Raw genomic sequence first — 15,204 nt, 5'->3', positions numbered from 1 at the left:
GGGCTGTTTACGCGTTGCGCCCGCTCAGACGCAAGAAGTTGGCGAGCAAGGTATGACCATGCTCGGAGGCGATGGATTCCGGATGGAACTGCACGCCGAAGATCGCCAGCTCGCGGTGACGCAATCCCATGATCACGCCGTCGTCCGTCTCCGCCGTCACCTCCAGACAGTCGGGCAGGTCCTCCCGCGCCACGATCAGGGAGTGGTAACGGGTCGCGGTAAAGGGGCTGGGCAGTCCGTCGAAAACGTCAGTGCCCTCGTGCCGCACCGGACTGGTCTTGCCGTGCATCGGAACGGGGCCGCGCGTCACGCTCCCGCCGAAGGCCTGCCCGATCGACTGATGGCCGAGACAGACGCCGAGAAGGGGCAGCTTTCCCGCCGCCAGGCGAATCACCTCGAGACAGATTCCGGCCCGATCCGGATCGCAGGGGCCGGGCGACAGGATGATGCCCTCCGGCGCCATCTCGACGGCCTCCTGCGCGCTCAAGGCATCGTTGCGGCGCACCTCCACCTCGGCTCCCAGGTCGCCGAGGAAGTGGTAGAGGTTGTAGGTAAAGCTGTCGTAGTTATCGATAAGCAAAAACATTTCAGTGGGTTAACTCACAATTCCGAGGCTGCGCGTCCGTCTGTTCGCAAAAAATAGCACCCTCGCTTCCGGCCGCACAGAGGGCGGCGGGAGATAGAGCCCTTGACCTTCCCATTGCTGGAAGGCCCAGCTTCCCCGTTATGTCCACGGCATCGTCGCACGCACATCCCGATCATACCGACTCCAAGACCCTGATCTTGCCGGTCGGAGGCATGCGCTGCGGTGACTGCGCTGAACGCGTCCGGAAGGCCTTGAGTGCCGTCCAGGGCGTTCGGGCGGCCGAAGTCGATGTCGGGCAGGCTCAGGCGAGGGTCGCCCTCGCCACCGCCGATCCCGACCGTTCGGCGCTGGCAGCCGCGATGATCGAAGCCGTCACCACGGCCGGCTACAGCGTGCCGGACGAGGCTCCTGTCTTAGGACCGCAGCAGCGGAGCGACGACTGCGACGGCCGACCGACTCTCGCGCCGCTCGTCGAAACCGGATCCGTCCGGCAAGTCGACCTGGCAATCGGCGGCATGACCTGTGCGTCTTGCGTGCGCACGGTCGAAAGCGCTCTAACGGCCGTCCCCGGCGTCATGGAGGCCCGGGTCAACTTCGCGACCGGGCGAGGCCGCATGGCCGTCGAGGCCGGCGTGACCCCATCGCAGCTTCTTCGGGCGGTCGAGGCCGCCGGCTACGGCGCGCAGCTCGCCGAAGACGTCTCGAAAGCCCCGGCGTCTCAGGCGCGCGACTGGCGGATCTTCATGCTCTGCGCCGTCCTGACGCTGCCTTTGGTGGGACAGATGGCGCTGCCGCTGATCGGGATCGACGCCATGATTCCGCCGCTGATCCAGTTGCTGCTCGCCACCCCGATCCAAGTCCTTGCGGGCGCCCGCTTCTATCACGGCTCCTTCGCCGCCCTGCGTCACGGACAGGCCAACATGGACCTCCTGGTGGCCATCGGCACCTCGGCCGCCTTCGGTCTCAGTCTCTGGCTCATGTTCGCGGCGCCGGACAGGCTGCTGAGTTTCCAGGGGCCGCATCTCTACTTCGAAGCCGCGGCGGCGATCCTGACGCTGGTTCTGCTTGGACGCCTGCTGGAGGAACGCGCCAAGCGCCACACCTCCGCCGCCCTGCGCGCCCTGCAGGACCTGCGTCCCGACCTGGCGAGGGTCGAACGCGACGGCGGCGTCATCGAGGTTCCGGCCGATCAACTGGCCGTCGGCGACATCGTCGTGGTGCGCCCCGGCGAGGGTATTCCGGCCGATGGTCGGGTGATCGAGGGCGAGAGCGAGACCGACGAGTCCATGCTGACCGGCGAAAGCCTGCCGGTCGAGAAGGAACCCGACAGCAAGGTGATCGGGGGCACGCTCAACGGGTCGGGTCTGTTGCGGATCGGCGTGACCGCCTCGGCTGCGCAGTCGGCGCTGGCACGGATCGTCGCCGCCATGGAATCCGCCCAGGCGGACAAGCCGGCGGTACAGCGACTCGTCGACCGCGTCTCCGCCGTCTTCGTGCCGGCGGTCGTCGCTCTGGCCGGCGTGACCTTCGCCGTTTGGCTATTGATCGGTGCCGACACCTCGAGCGCCGTGCTCGCGGCGGTCTCGGTTCTGGTCATCGCCTGCCCGTGTGCCCTGGGCCTCGCGACGCCCATCGCCATCGTCATGGGCACCGGCGTCGCGGCGCGGCGCGGCGTGCTGATCAAGGACGCGGAAACGCTCGAACGGGCGCGCGAGATCGATACGGTCGTCTTCGACAAGACGGGAACCTTGACGGAAGGACGTCCCGAGTTGGTGGGCTTGATCCCGGCAGCGGGGCAGGACCGCAGCGAGGTGCTGCGGCTCGCCGCGGCGGCGCAGCAGGGCAGCGAGCATCCCTTGGCCCATGCCCTGCGCCGCGCCGCCTCGCTGGACGGCCTCAGTCTGCCGCGACTTGCGGACTTTCGCGCCCTTCCCGGTCGCGGGCTGCGGGCCAGCGTGGAGGGGCGAGACCTGCTGATCGGGAGCCGCCGCCTCATGGCCGAACGGCAGGTCGATCTCGGCACGCTCGAGACCGCGGCGGAGACGCAGGAAGCGGCAGGACGTAGCTTGGCCTGGATTGCGGAACAAAGGGGCGAGACCGCGCGGCTCGTCGGCCTGGTGGCCTTCGGCGATGCCCCGCGCTCGACCGCGGCCGAGGCCGTCGCCGATCTCAAGAGCCTGGGTTTGCAGGTGGCTTTGCTTACCGGCGACAACCGACGGGCGGCCGATGCCATGGCCGCCCGTCTCGGGATCGAACGCGTGATTGCCGAGGTCCTGCCGGAGGAAAAGGCGGCGGAGATCGAGCGCCTGCGTGCGAGGGGTCATTCGGTCGCGATGGTCGGCGACGGCGTCAACGATGCGCCGGCCCTGGCGGCCGCCGATCTCGGGATCGCCATGGGGGAGGGGAGCGACGTCGCGCTGGAGGCGGCGGCCGTCGCCTTGCTCCGCTCCGACCCGCGTCTGGTCGCCGAGGCCGTCGTGCTGGCGCGCGCAACCCGCGCCAAGATCCGGCAGAACCTTTTCTGGGCCTTCGTCTACAATACCGCCGGCCTGCCCTTGGCCGCCTTCGGCTTGCTCTCGCCGATCGTGGCCGGCGCGGCCATGGCGGCCTCTTCCGTTTCCGTGGTCGGCAACACGCTTTTACTTGGCCGTCTGCGGCGCGGCTGACCTGCACAGCGATCTGGTTGAGACATGAATATTGGCGAAGCAGCCGTCCAATCCGGCGTGGCGGCAAAAACCATCCGATACTACGAGTCGATCGGGCTGATCGCTCCGGCGGAGCGGACGGCGGCCGGATACCGGATCTACGGAACGACCGACGTTCAAACCTTGCGCTTCGTCGCCCGGGCGCGCGGCCTCGGCTTTTCGGTCGCCGACTGCGCCAGCCTGCTGGCGCTCTGGCGCGACAAGTCGCGCGCCAGCGCCGACGTAAAGGCCCTGGCGCGCCATCAGGTGGAGACCATCGAGGCCAAGATCGCCGAACTTGAGACGATGCGGGCGACGCTCGAGCACCTGGTTGAGCGCTGTCATGGCGACGATCGGCCGGACTGTCCGATCATCAGCGACCTGGCCGGCGCTCTATCTCGAAGAGATACGTGATCCAGCTCGAGAAGACACTTGATCCGGCGCCACGTTAACGGTTCGACTCCGCCGCGATAGCCGCCCGTTAACCTTACGAAAGCTATACTCGCGCCGTGACCTCGGATCGTCATCAGATGCAGTTGCCACTCGACCGCTCCGCCCGGCGGCAGGGAGCGGCCGTTCGCCGTGGCCGAAGAGCGGCCGGGCTTCATCCCGAGCCCCTGGGCGCGAGGATCGCTGGCGCCTGTGGGAGGCTAGCCCGCAGCCAGGTCCTGCGCCTCGGTCTGCTCTGGTCGGCTGCGCTGACCATCGGCGTCGCGGGCGGTCTGTGGCTTGGGCAGGAGGGTTTGCCGGGCCGCGCAACCGAGATCGCTCGGACCCTGGAGCCGGGAACCGCTCAACAGCTTGCCGAGACCGATCTTTCTCGGTCCGGCCCCTTGCAAAGCGAATTTCCCCCAGGCGAACTGCCGTCTCCGGCACCTGAGGTGACCGCGATCCAGCCGCACGGCGAAGACGCCACTGCAGCTCCCGAGGTCGCGCTCGCCGCGCCTGCGCCGGCTGAGATGGCGGTTGCCCCCGAAGCGGGTGAGCCCGCGGCCGTCCCACTGGCCGCGCCGGTGCAGTCCGCCCTGATCGTCCCGCCCGGCCGGCCCGCTTGGCTAGCCAACGCCGTGTCCCAGGCGACCCTTCCGGATCGGCCGATGATCGCGGTGGTCATCGACGATCTCGGGCTGAAGCGCTCGGCCACGCGCGACACCGTCGCACTGCCGGGCCCCTTGTCACTCGCGTTTCTGGCCTACGCCGAGGATCTGGACGACCAGGCCCGCCTTGCACGGGCCGCCGGCCACGAGCTGCTGCTGCATCAGCCGATGGAACCCCAGGGCGCGCAGGATCCGGGGCCGGGTGCCTTGCTGACCAGCCTCAGCGCCGAAGAGAACGTGGCGCGCCTGACGGTGGCCCTGGACCGCCTGCCGCAGATCGTCGGCATCAACAACCATATGGGCAGCCGTTTCACCGCGTCGCCGGCGGCGTTGGAACCAGTGTTGGAAACCCTTCGGCAGCGCGGCCTGCTGTTCCTGGACTCCCGAACCACGGCCGAATCCGTCGGCGCTTCGCTGGCCCGTCAGATGGGTGTCCCAAGCATCGGGCGCGACGTCTTCCTGGACCACAAGGTCGGCGCCGGCCGGCCCTATGTCGAGCAGCAGCTTGCCGAGGTCGAGGCGATTGCCAGCGAGACCGGAGCCGCTGTCGCCATCGGCCACCCGCACAGCGGAACGCTGGAGGCGCTGCGCGCCTGGCTGCCGGAATTGGAGGCGCGCGGCTTTCAGTTGGTCTCCGTTTCGGCGGTCGTTCGGGCGCGCCAGAGCCAGCAGCTCGCCGAGTCCCGGCAACGCGACTAGAGCGTGTTGTGATCGTATGGACCGCTTCTCGGTTCCGCCGATCACAAGAAACAGACTCTCACACTTCGAATCGAGACTGGATTTAACGGAATCGCCGGACCCAATACGTGGGTCCAATCGATCACTGTCCGGTCTAGTCGCTACTCCGGCATCAATCCCGACAGACGCGGATCGTCGATGACCTTGCGTTCCTGGGCGTAGGGGACGAAGCCCATGCGCTGGTAGAGGGGCAGGGCCTTGGGGTGGTCCAAGGTGTTGGTGTTCACCCAGAGACGCAGGGGCTCGTAGGACCAGGCGATGTCGATGGCGCTGGAGAGCAGGTAGGGGCCCAGACGCTGGCCGACGAACTCCGGCATCAGGCCGAAATAGGCCAACTCGATCTCGTTCTTCTTGCGCCGGTCCAGTTCGGCATACCCCACCGGCTGACCGTCGACGTAGAGCACGTAGATTTCGACCTTGTCGTCCTGGACGATCTCGGCGAGGGTCGCATCATCCAGGGCGCGCCGTTCCCACCACAGCCAGGGCGCCCCGACGGTGTTGTAGAGGAATCGATAGAAGGCAACCGTCGGGCGCAGACAGCGGAGCAGGGCGGTTGCCCGTCCGGACGGGGCCTGCAAGGTCTGCAAGGGTGGGCGCTTCCGCATCTCCAGAAAGGTCACGGTGTTGACGAGCTTGCCCGGCTCGACGGCCTGCGGTGCCGGGGTCGCCGAGGGCGGTAAAGGCCGGCTTCGCCCCCCTTCGAGATGGCGGGAGAGGAGTGTCGCGCTGGCCGTCGCGTAGCCGAAAGCTTCACTGACCCGGCGCGCATCGACGTCGGCCGGCCCCAGAAGAACCTGAGCCTCGGTCGCACCGCGCTCTCGCAGCCAAGTTTCGCCCATCCGCATCAGCCGACGTGCGAGACCGCTGCCGCGAAGCTCGGGTTCGACCGCGAGTTTGATCAGCCACCCGTTGTCTCCCTCGATCCGCACGGCCACGCAGCCGGCGACGTCCGTCGCTTCTCCGAGCCGGCGCAGGGCCACCAGGAGACAGCCTTTCTCGCTATCGGAGGCCGGCAGGGCATCGGGCAGCCCACAGCGCCGCCAGAGCGCCTGGCAGCCCTCCAGATCGCCAGCGCCGGCTTCGGCAAGCTCGAACTCCGTCGGCCGACCGGTCACGCCTTGGCGCCCGCCTCGCCATCTCCCGCGCCGCTTGCCACGGGCGTCTCGGCGTCCGGCAGCCCCCATTCGGCCCAGGACCCGTCATAGACGGCAACGTCGCGATGTCCGACCAGCGCGAGGCCCAGTGCGAGAATACAGGCCGTGACCCCGGAACCGCAGGTCGTCACCACCGGCTTGCCGAGATCGAGACCGGCTTCGGCGAAACGCTCGCGCAACTGCGGTTCGGGCAGAAGCGTGCCGTCCGTCGGATCGATCAGGTCGGTGAAAGGCAGGTTGAGCGACTGGGGAATCCGTCCGAGCCGACGACCGGGCCAAATCTCGCCGGCGGCACCTTCGAAACGTTGCCGCGCGCGCGCGTCGACCACCTGCTCGCGCGCCGTTTCCAGATTGCGCAGAAGCTGATCCTTGCCACGCACCTGGGTACGGTCGAAGCGCGCCGTGAAGTGCCGCTCGGGAGGCTGCACCGGACGGTCGTCCAACGGACGCCCCTCCGCCTTCCATTTCGGCAGGCCGCCATCGAGAACCGCCACGTCCCGGTGTCCCATGATCCGGAAGCTCCACCAGACCCGCGGCGCCGACCGCAGACCGTGACGGTCGTAGACCACGATGCGGTTGCCGTCGCCGAGCCCCAGCTTGCGCACCCGCGAAGCGAACTTCTCGGGGCTCGGCAACATGTGGGGCAGGGGCGAGGTCTCGTCCTTGATCTCGTCGATATCGAAAAAGACCGCGCCCGGGATATGCTCGCCCTCGTAGTCGGCCCGGGCGTCGCCCTCTTCGCCTGGCAGGTAGTAGCTGGCGTCGACCAGGCGCACGTCCGGTGCGTCGAGATGCTCTGCAAGCCAAGCGGTCGAGACCAGGGCTGAGGAGTCGGGCCGGAGCATGGGGGCGTCCTTTTCTGTTGTTCGCTCAGGTGCTCGATCGGTTGCCGGAGCGCCGCTCAGACGGCGAAGCGGATGTTGATCCGGCGGTTCTGCTTGCCCTTGTTCTCGATCTTGCCGATCTCGACCGGGCCTATCTCTCCAGTTCGGGAGACATGGGTCCCGCCGCAAGGTTGCAGGTCGACGCCATCGATCTCCAGCAGGCGGACCCGGCCGGCGCCGCTCGGCGGCTTGACGGACATGGTGCGCACCAGGTCTGGCTGCGCAGCCAACTCGGCCTCCGTGATCCAAGTCGGCCGGACCGCGTGGTCTTCCTGAATCAATCGGTTCAACTCCGCCGTCAGCCATGTCTTGTCGGGGCTGCCGTCCGGCAGATTGAAGTCGAGCCGGCCCTTCTCGGCGCCGATCTGTCCGCCGGTCACGTCGCCCTGAACCAGACCACACAGCAAGTGCAGGCAGGTGTGCATGCGCATGTGCCTGTAGCGCCGGTCCCAATCCAGTTCGGCCGTCACTTCGCTCCCAGGCTGCGGTAGCGCGGCGCCTTCGGCCGGGATCGAGAGCGTTTCCTCATGGCTGCCGCCCTTGCGGGTGTCGAGGATGCGAATCTCGGTGCCGTCGGCCAGACGCAGCAGGCCGCTATCGCCCGGCTGACCGCCGCCTTCGGGATAGAAGACCGTGCGGTCGAGCCGGATCCCCTCCGGCCCCGCGGACACGACTTTGGCGGAACAGCTTTTTAGATAAGCGTCGTCGCGAAACAGCAGCTCCATGACCTGCGCTCCCTATCGCGGTGTCAGCGCTCCAGCCAGCCGGGGACAGGTAAGCCCTTGCTGCGCAGGAAGGCCGGGTTGAAGAGTTTGGATTGATAGCGCGTACCACCGTCGCAGAGAATGGTGACGATGGTCTTGCCCGGCCCCAGGTCGCGCGCCATGCGGATCGCGCCGGCCACGTTGATGCCGCTGGAGCCGCCGAGGACCAGTCCCTCATGCTCCAGCAGGTCGAAGACGATCGGCAAGGCCTCCTCGTCGGGGATGCGGTAGGCCAGATCGACCGGCGCATCCTCCAGGTTGCTGGTGATGCGGCCCTGGCCGATCCCTTCGGTGATGGAGGTGCCCTCCGCCTTCAGTTGGCCCTGGGCATAGTAGCCGTAGATGGCGGAGCCGCCGGGATCGGCGAGGCCGATTTTGACCTCGGCCTTGCGCTGCTTGAGCGCCATGCCGGTGCCGGCGAGCGTGCCTCCGGTTCCGACCGCGCAGACGAAGCCGTCGACAGCTCCCTCGGTCTGGTCCCAGATCTCCGGGCCGGTGGTCTCGAAGTGGCCTTGGCGGTTGGCGACATTGTCGAACTGATTGGCCCAGACGGCGCCATTCGGTTCCTTCTCCGCCAGCTCTTCCGCGAACCGGCGCGAGACATGAACGTAGTTGTTCTGGTCCTTGTAGGGCACGGCCGGTACTTCGTGCAGCTCGGCGCCGCAGAGCCGGAGCATATCCTTCTTTTCCTGGCTTTGCGTTTCGGGAATCACGATCACGGTGCGATAGCCGCGCGCGCAGCCCACCAGAGCAAGTCCGATGCCGGTGTTGCCTGCGGTCCCCTCGACGATGACGCCGCCGGGCTTGAGCTGACCTTTTTCCTCGGCGTCCTTGACGATGGCCCAGGCCGCCCGGTCCTTGACCGAACCTCCGGGGTTCAGAAACTCCGCCTTGCCGAGAATCGTGCAGCCGGTCGCCTCCGAGGCGGCACGCAGCTTGATCAGCGGCGTCTGTCCGATGGTACCGATAAAGCCGTCGCGCATATCCATGGCGCTGGGCTGCCCTCCGATTGAAAACAGTCGTGTCTGTACAACAGACGGGGCCGGGACTTTAGGCTGGCGCCCTAGGCCGTCGCAAGATGCCGGCGACTATCCGGTCCAGGCCGCCCGTACGGCCTCGCGATTCAGTTTCAGCCACATCAGCGCCATGATCGCAGGTGTGTTCTCGGTCTGCTTGCCTTCCACCAGAGCCCAGGCCTCCGCCAAGGGGGCCGCGACGGCTTCGATGTCCTCATGCTCATGATCGAGACCGTAGACACCGCCGGCGCCCGACAGATCGGATCGGCCGAGGTAGAGCTCGATCCGCTCGCTGCTGGCGCCGGCCGAGGTCATGAAGCGAAAGAGATGCCAGAGGTCGGTCACCTCGACCCCAGCCTCCTCGAGAGCCTCGCGCCGAGCCACGTCTTCCGCGGTTTGGCCCGGATCGATGATGCCGGCCACCGCTTCGATTTGCCAGGGTCGGCCCTCGCCGAGGAGCGCCGGCAGGCGCACCTGACGGATCAACAGCACTCTGTCCGTTACAGGGTCGTAGGGCAGAACGGCCACGGCATGGCCGCGGTCGAAGACTTCGCGCTGCACCGGCTCCGACCAGCCGCCGGCGAAGAGGCGGTGACGGAAGCGATAGCGGTCCATCTTGAAGTAGCCGTCGTAGACCCGCTCCTGCTGCTGAATCTCGATGTCGTCGGGGCCGAAGCCGCTGTCGAACATATGCGCTGCACCTCCCTGCTGGCAGCGCGCAAGCTAGAGCGCGAGTCGGTCCGGTGGAAGTGCTAACGCTTCGACCGAACCGGTCCGTCCGGCAAAGCGGTCCAGAGCGGTTGTGCTAAGCGGAACCGCATGGCTCACTGGCCGCAGCCGATAGAGCAGGGAGAGCAGGTGTGCGCAGCGAAAAGTTCAGTTTTCCAGGCAGCGACGGACAGGAACTTGCGGCAAGACTGGACCTGCCGGAAACGGCGCCCAAGGCCTACGCCCTCTTCGCGCACTGCTTCACCTGCAACAAGGATATCTTCTCGGCCCAGCGGATCGCCGTGGGCTTGGCGGAACGCGGGATCGCCGTGCTGCGCTTCGACTTCACGGGGCTGGGTCACAGCGACGGGGAGTTCGCCAACACCAACTTCTCGTCGAACGTTCAGGACCTGCTGGCCGCCGCCAACCACCTGCGGACGACTTACGAAGCGCCGCGCCTGCTTGTCGGACACAGTTTGGGCGGCGCCGCGGTCCTGGCCGCGGCTGGCGACATCCCCGAAGTTCAGGCGGTCGCCACCATCGGAGCTCCATCCGATCCCGCCCATGTGGCGCATCACTTCACCGAGCGACGCGACGAGATCGAACAGCGGGGCGAGGCGGAAGTGCAGCTTGCCGGGCGTCCCTTTCGAATCAAGAAGCAGTTCCTGGAAGACATCGCCGCCCAGCGCCTGGCCGAGCGCGTGGCCGGGTTGCGTCGTCCTCTGCTGATCTTTCACGCCCCCTTGGACGAGACCGTCGGGATCGAGAATGCGAGCGGAATCTTCCTGGCAGCGAAACACCCCAAGTCCTTCATCTCGCTGGACGATGCCGACCATCTGCTGAAACGCAAGGAAGACGCCGTCTACGTGGCCGAAGTTCTGGCGGCCTGGGCCGGCCGCTACCTGCAGACCGGCGATGCGACGTCGCACCCAGCACAGTCTGCGGTCGCGGGATCGACCGAGGGGACCGTGGTAGTGCGCGAAACGGGGGAGGGCTTTCTGAGCCAGCACATCTTCGTCGGACCGCATCGCCTGCGCGCCGACGAGCCGCGTGCGCTCGGCGGCGACGAGACCGGCCCCACGCCCTACGACCTTCTGCTGGCCGCGCTCGGAAGCTGCACCAGCATGACCATGCGCATGTACGCCCAGCGAAAGAAGTGGGCTCTCAAACGAGCGCAGGTCACGCTCAGCCATCAGAAAATCCACGCCGAGGACTGTGCGGACTGCGAGACGCGGGACGGAAAGGTCGATCGCATCGACCGACAAATCCGGCTTGAGGGGGACCTGGACGAGTCCCAACGCGAGAAGCTGCTCGAGATCGCCGACAAGTGTCCGGTCCACCGTACGTTGCATAGCGAAGTGAAGATTGTCACGCAGCGAGAAGCCATCGCGAGCGACGGTTAGACATGTCGCGAAATGGCGGATTTATTGGAGAGTCCGTCGCAACTTGGCAACTTGCACCTTGGGAGGGCGCCCAAACTCTGTTAGCGTTGGATAAGAAGCTCGCCCGGTCAAACGCGAGCAAACAAAGGAAGATCCGGTTCGGCGAGCCTGACCAACCGGAACCAGGGAAGGCGATGGCACAGAACGATAGTGGAAAGCTTTGCGGCGTCTTCGCATGGTGAGTGGCGACGCGCGAAGGGTCGCTTATGACGTTTTGCTACGTCCCTCCGCGCAACCGCGGAAAAGCCCCTACACGTCCCCAGAGTTGCCATCCTTCTTGACCGCTTCATGGCACGAACGACCATCGAGAGTCGCACAGGCCAAAGACTTTATCGACCGATGCGAAGGTGGCGTCGATCCGACAGTTCAGGGAGACAGAAATGGCGAAGAACGATATCCGGGACGAGAATGGCAAGCGCGTCCACCCCTACGTACCGGAGCTGTGCGAACAGCTTCGTAAGGGAGACTGCGATCGTCGCGAGTTCTTGCGAACCGCGACTCTGCTGGGTGTGTCTTCAGCCGCGGCCTACGCCATGGCCGGTAGCATTCTGGGCGAAGCGCCGGTTCGGAAGGCCGCCGCGCAGGAAACGCCGAAGATGGGCGGCACGCTGCGCTCCGCCATGCGCGTGCAACGGATGGACGATCCGGCCACCTACGACTGGGCGGAAATGTCCAACCAGACCCGTGCGATCTGCGAGTACATGACGGTCACCGGACCGGACAATGTGACGCGCCCCTACCTGGCCGAGAGCTGGGAGGCATCGGACGACCTCAAGACCTGGACCTTCAAGCTGCGCCAGGGAGTCCAGTGGTCGAACGGCGACGACTTCAACGCCGATGACGTGATTCACAACTTCAGCCGTTGGCTCGATCCGCAGGTCGGCTCCTCCAACGTCGGCCTGTTCGGCGGCATGGTCGAGCAGGACGCCGACGGCGGCACGAAGATGCGCGACGGCGCGATCGAGCGGGTGGACGATCATACCGTGCGCCTGCACCTCTCCGAGGCCGAGCTTGCGATCCCGGAAAACCTCTACAACTACCCGACGATCATCGTTCACCGCGGCTTCGGCGTCGACTACGAAGCCGATTTCGCGAGCAATCCCATCGGCACCGGCCCTTACGAACTAAGCGAATTCCGAGTCGGTGAAGTCTGCCGGCTGCGCAAGCGCGGCAGCTACTGGGGCGGCGAGGTCTTCCTCGACGAGATCCACTACATCGACACGGGCGACGACCCCAGCGCGCGGGTCGCCGCCCTGGCCTCCGGGCAGGTCGATCACGTCTACGAAGTCGACATCAGCGCGATCGACCTGATGGAGCGCCTTCCGAACGCGATCCTGCACGAGGCGGTGACGGCCCAGACCGGCGTGGCGCGCATGCGCGTGAGCGAGCCGCCGTTCGACAACCTGAAGGTCCGTCAGGCCTTCGTCGCCTGCATGAATCATCAGAAGGTGCTGGAAGTCGCCTACCGCGGGCGCGGCAAGGTCGCCGAGAACCATCACGTCTCGCCGATCCACCCGGAATACTTTCAACTTCCCGGCATGTCCCGCGACGTCGAGAAGGCCAAGGCGCTGCTGGCCGAGGCCGGCGTTCAGCTACCGCTACGCGTCAAGATCGATCTTGGCCAGGCAGAAGCCTGGCACCTGGGCGCCATGCAGGAGTACAAGCAGCAGCTTGAACCTGCCGGAATCATCCTGGATCTGAACCCCATGCCGGGTGCGTCCTATTGGGACGTCTGGGACAAGACGCCCTTCGGCTTCACCCAGTGGACCCACCGGCCGCTGGGCGTGATGGCGCTCAACCTGGGTTACAAATCGGGCGTGCCGTGGAACGAGTCGGGCTACTCGAACCCGGAGTTCGACAAGGCGCTGGCTGAAGCCTCCGCAACGCTCGATGTGACCGAGCGGCGGGCCAAGATGGAGCTGGTGCAAAAGATTCTGCAGGACGACGCCGTAATCGCTCAACCGCTCTGGCGCTCGGTTTTTTCAGCAACCACGGACAAGGTGAAGGGTTACGAGATCCATCCGACCTTCTACCATCAGTTCCATAAGGTCTGGTTGGATACCTGAGATTAGGTGGCCCGGCCCGGCGGCAGGCTGCCGCCGGGCCGGCCGATCTACCTAGGGCTCGGGGGAAGGTACATTCATGCTGATCTTCATGACACGGCGCGGCGCCACCATGGTCCTGACCATGATCGCCGTGTCCATGTTGCTCTTCGCGGCGCTCGAGGTGAACGTCGAGAACGTCGCGGTCAAGGTCCTCGGACCTTACTCGTCGCAAGAGCAACGCGAGATCTGGCTGGAAAACAACGGCTACTTCGAACCCATCTACGTGCGCTACGCGACCTGGCTCAGCAACTTCGTGGTCGGCGACTTCGGTGAATCGATTCGCTTCCGCACGGATGTGGCGGATGTGCTCTGGCCGAGGCTCGGCAATACGGCGATCCTCGCCGCCTGCGTCTTCGCCGTCGTGATACCGGTCTCCCTGCTGCTCGGCGTGCTGTCGGGCATGAACGAAGGCTCCAAGCTCGACCGAACGATCTCGATCACATCGATCGTGACCACCTCCGTGCCCGAGTTCGCCTCGGCACCGCTGCTATCCGCCATATTCGTATTTTATCTCGGGCTCTTACCGGGCACGAGCGGTATGGCGAGCGGCTTCGATCCGGTGCAGTTGATCCTGCCGGCACTGGTCCTGATCATCTACGATTTCGGCTACGTGGCCCGCATGACCCGCGCCTCCATGGCCGAGGTCATGACGACCAACTACATCCGAACGGCCGTGCTGAAGGGCATCCCCTACCGGCGGGTGATCATGCGCCATGCCTTGCGCAACGCGCTGATCGCGCCCTTCACCGTCATCATGCTGCAGATCAACTGGCTGCTCTCCGGCGTGATCGTCGTGGAGTTCTTCTTCGCCTACAAGGGCTTCGGCGCGTTGCTGCTTGAGGCCTCGCTCAATCAGGACATCTACCTGATCGAGGCCTGCGCCATGGTTTCGGTCTTCGTCGCGGTGATGACGCAGGCGCTGGCCGACATCGGCTACACCTACCTCAATCCACGAATCCGGTTCAGCTAGGGCAGGAGCCTAGATTCGATGAGCGACACCACACTCAATGGAGGCGCGAAGCAGGAGGCCCCGAGCCGCTCGCCTTCACGGATCGCCCGCTTCTTCGCCGGCGTTGCCCTGCTGCGCGAAAGTCGCGTGGGGATGTTCGGCGCGGCCCTCGTTCTGATCTGGGTCTTCATGGCCCTGCTGGCGACACTCAACTCGATACTGGTCGATGCCGGTCTGCTGCAACTCGGGCTCGTCTTCCCGCCGAACGCGACCTTCGCGCCCATCATGCCGCCCTTCTCAGACTTTATCGTAGGGTCCGGAAGCCTGGTGAACGAGGTTCCGGTCGAAGAGGTCTGCTCCCTGATCGAAAGCGGGGAGAACGAGGGCTCCTACAATTGCGGAACCTTCTGGCTCGGAACCGACCACCTGGGGCGGGACATCTGGGCGCGGATCTTCTACGGGTCGCAGACCGTGCTCACCTGGGCGCCGATCGCCACGATCTGCGCCTATGCCGTCGGCATCCCGATGGGCCTCGCCGCCGGCTACAAGGGCGGCTGGGTCGACGACCTTCTCTCCTTCGTCGCAAATATCATCCTGTCCTTTCCGGTCCTGGTGCTGTTCATCCTCTTCATCACCCTGGTCGGAGCGTCGGCGATCAACATCGTGGTGGCGATCACCTTCGCCTCGGCGCCCGGTATCATGCGCATCGTCCGCGGCCTGACCCTCGACCTGCGCACGCGGGAATACGTCTTCGCGGCACAGACTCGCGGCGAGCCGACCTGGTGGATTCTTTTCGTGGAGATTCTGCCGAACGCGCGCGGCCCGCTGATCGTCGATTCCATGTTGCGCCTGGGCTACGTGATCATCACGGTCGGCGTCCTCGGTTTTCTCGGCCTCGGGTTGCCGCCGCCAAACCCGGATTGGGGCGGCATGATCAACGAAACACGGCAGATGGCGATGTCCTTTCCTTGGATGACCGTCTTCCCATGCCTTGCCATCTCGTCGCTTGTGCTCGGCTTCAATCTTCTGGCCGACGGACTGCGCGAAGTCTCGATGCGGGACTGATGGCCGAACGAT

Annotated in this window: 13 protein-coding genes; 7 read left to right on the top strand and 6 right to left on the bottom strand. The window is 65.9% G+C overall.

Annotated elements, in window-relative coordinates:
• Positions 1 to 7: 7 nt before the first annotated feature.
• Complete coding sequence (locus tag DBZ32_RS03425; protein ID WP_119165699.1) at positions 8 to 586, bottom strand: anthranilate synthase component II; 579 nt, start codon at positions 584 to 586, stop codon at positions 8 to 10.
• A 140-nt stretch (positions 587 to 726) separates the two neighbouring features.
• Between DBZ32_RS03425 and DBZ32_RS03420 the strand changes: the two genes are divergently transcribed.
• The 3 genes from DBZ32_RS03420 to DBZ32_RS03410 all read left to right on the top strand — a co-directional run bounded on the left by DBZ32_RS03420 (position 727) and on the right by DBZ32_RS03410 (position 5,066).
• Positions 727 to 3,252, top strand: a complete 2,526-nt coding sequence (locus DBZ32_RS03420) for a heavy metal translocating P-type ATPase (RefSeq protein ID WP_119165698.1) — start codon at positions 727 to 729, stop codon at positions 3,250 to 3,252.
• Positions 3,253 to 3,276: 24 nt separating this feature from the next.
• Entirely contained in the window at positions 3,277 to 3,684 is a 408-nt protein-coding gene (gene cueR, locus DBZ32_RS03415; RefSeq protein WP_119165697.1) for a Cu(I)-responsive transcriptional regulator, read from the top strand.
• 116 nt (positions 3,685 to 3,800) lie between these two features.
• Positions 3,801 to 5,066: a divergent polysaccharide deacetylase family protein gene (locus tag DBZ32_RS03410; RefSeq protein ID WP_162906541.1), complete on the top strand. Its 1,266-nt coding sequence runs from the start codon at positions 3,801 to 3,803 to the stop codon at positions 5,064 to 5,066.
• 140 nt (positions 5,067 to 5,206) lie between these two features.
• Here DBZ32_RS03410 and DBZ32_RS03405 read toward each other — a convergent pair whose 3' ends face one another.
• The 5 genes from DBZ32_RS03405 to DBZ32_RS03385 all read right to left on the bottom strand — a co-directional run bounded on the left by DBZ32_RS03405 (position 5,207) and on the right by DBZ32_RS03385 (position 9,613).
• Positions 5,207 to 6,220 (bottom strand): GNAT family N-acetyltransferase, encoded by a 1,014-nt coding sequence (locus DBZ32_RS03405; RefSeq protein WP_162906540.1) that lies wholly within the window; start codon positions 6,218 to 6,220, stop codon positions 5,207 to 5,209.
• A complete protein-coding gene (sseA, locus tag DBZ32_RS03400; protein WP_119165694.1) occupies positions 6,217 to 7,104 on the bottom strand; it encodes a 3-mercaptopyruvate sulfurtransferase in 888 nt (295 codons plus the stop codon). The genes DBZ32_RS03405 and sseA overlap by 4 nt, the downstream gene beginning before the upstream one ends.
• Positions 7,105 to 7,160: 56 nt before the next feature.
• Entirely contained in the window at positions 7,161 to 7,868 is a 708-nt protein-coding gene (locus DBZ32_RS03395; protein WP_119165693.1) for an alanyl-tRNA editing protein, read from the bottom strand.
• A 23-nt stretch (positions 7,869 to 7,891) separates the two neighbouring features.
• Positions 7,892 to 8,896: a cysteine synthase A gene (locus DBZ32_RS03390; RefSeq protein WP_119165692.1), complete on the bottom strand. Its 1,005-nt coding sequence runs from the start codon at positions 8,894 to 8,896 to the stop codon at positions 7,892 to 7,894.
• Between the two features lie 99 nt (positions 8,897 to 8,995).
• A complete protein-coding gene (locus DBZ32_RS03385) occupies positions 8,996 to 9,613 on the bottom strand; it encodes an NUDIX domain-containing protein (protein ID WP_119165691.1) in 618 nt (205 codons plus the stop codon).
• A 170-nt stretch (positions 9,614 to 9,783) separates the two neighbouring features.
• Between DBZ32_RS03385 and DBZ32_RS03380 the strand changes: the two genes are divergently transcribed.
• The 4 genes from DBZ32_RS03380 to DBZ32_RS03365 all read left to right on the top strand — a co-directional run bounded on the left by DBZ32_RS03380 (position 9,784) and on the right by DBZ32_RS03365 (position 15,192).
• Positions 9,784 to 11,034 (top strand): bifunctional alpha/beta hydrolase/OsmC family protein, encoded by a 1,251-nt coding sequence (locus DBZ32_RS03380; RefSeq protein ID WP_119165690.1) that lies wholly within the window; start codon positions 9,784 to 9,786, stop codon positions 11,032 to 11,034.
• Between the two features lie 419 nt (positions 11,035 to 11,453).
• A complete protein-coding gene (locus DBZ32_RS03375; protein ID WP_119165689.1) occupies positions 11,454 to 13,139 on the top strand; it encodes an ABC transporter substrate-binding protein in 1,686 nt (561 codons plus the stop codon).
• 76 nt (positions 13,140 to 13,215) lie between these two features.
• Positions 13,216 to 14,148, top strand: a complete 933-nt coding sequence (locus DBZ32_RS03370) for an ABC transporter permease (protein ID WP_119165688.1) — start codon at positions 13,216 to 13,218, stop codon at positions 14,146 to 14,148.
• 18 nt (positions 14,149 to 14,166) lie between these two features.
• Positions 14,167 to 15,192, top strand: a complete 1,026-nt coding sequence (locus DBZ32_RS03365) for an ABC transporter permease (RefSeq protein WP_235830028.1) — start codon at positions 14,167 to 14,169, stop codon at positions 15,190 to 15,192.
• Positions 15,193 to 15,204: the final 12 nt, after the last annotated feature.

Origin of the sequence: Algihabitans albus (assembly GCF_003572205.1) — a bacterium.
Classification (GTDB): domain Bacteria; phylum Pseudomonadota; class Alphaproteobacteria; order Kiloniellales; family DSM-21159; genus Algihabitans; species Algihabitans albus.
This window is presented reverse-complemented; position numbering and strand designations above follow the sequence as displayed.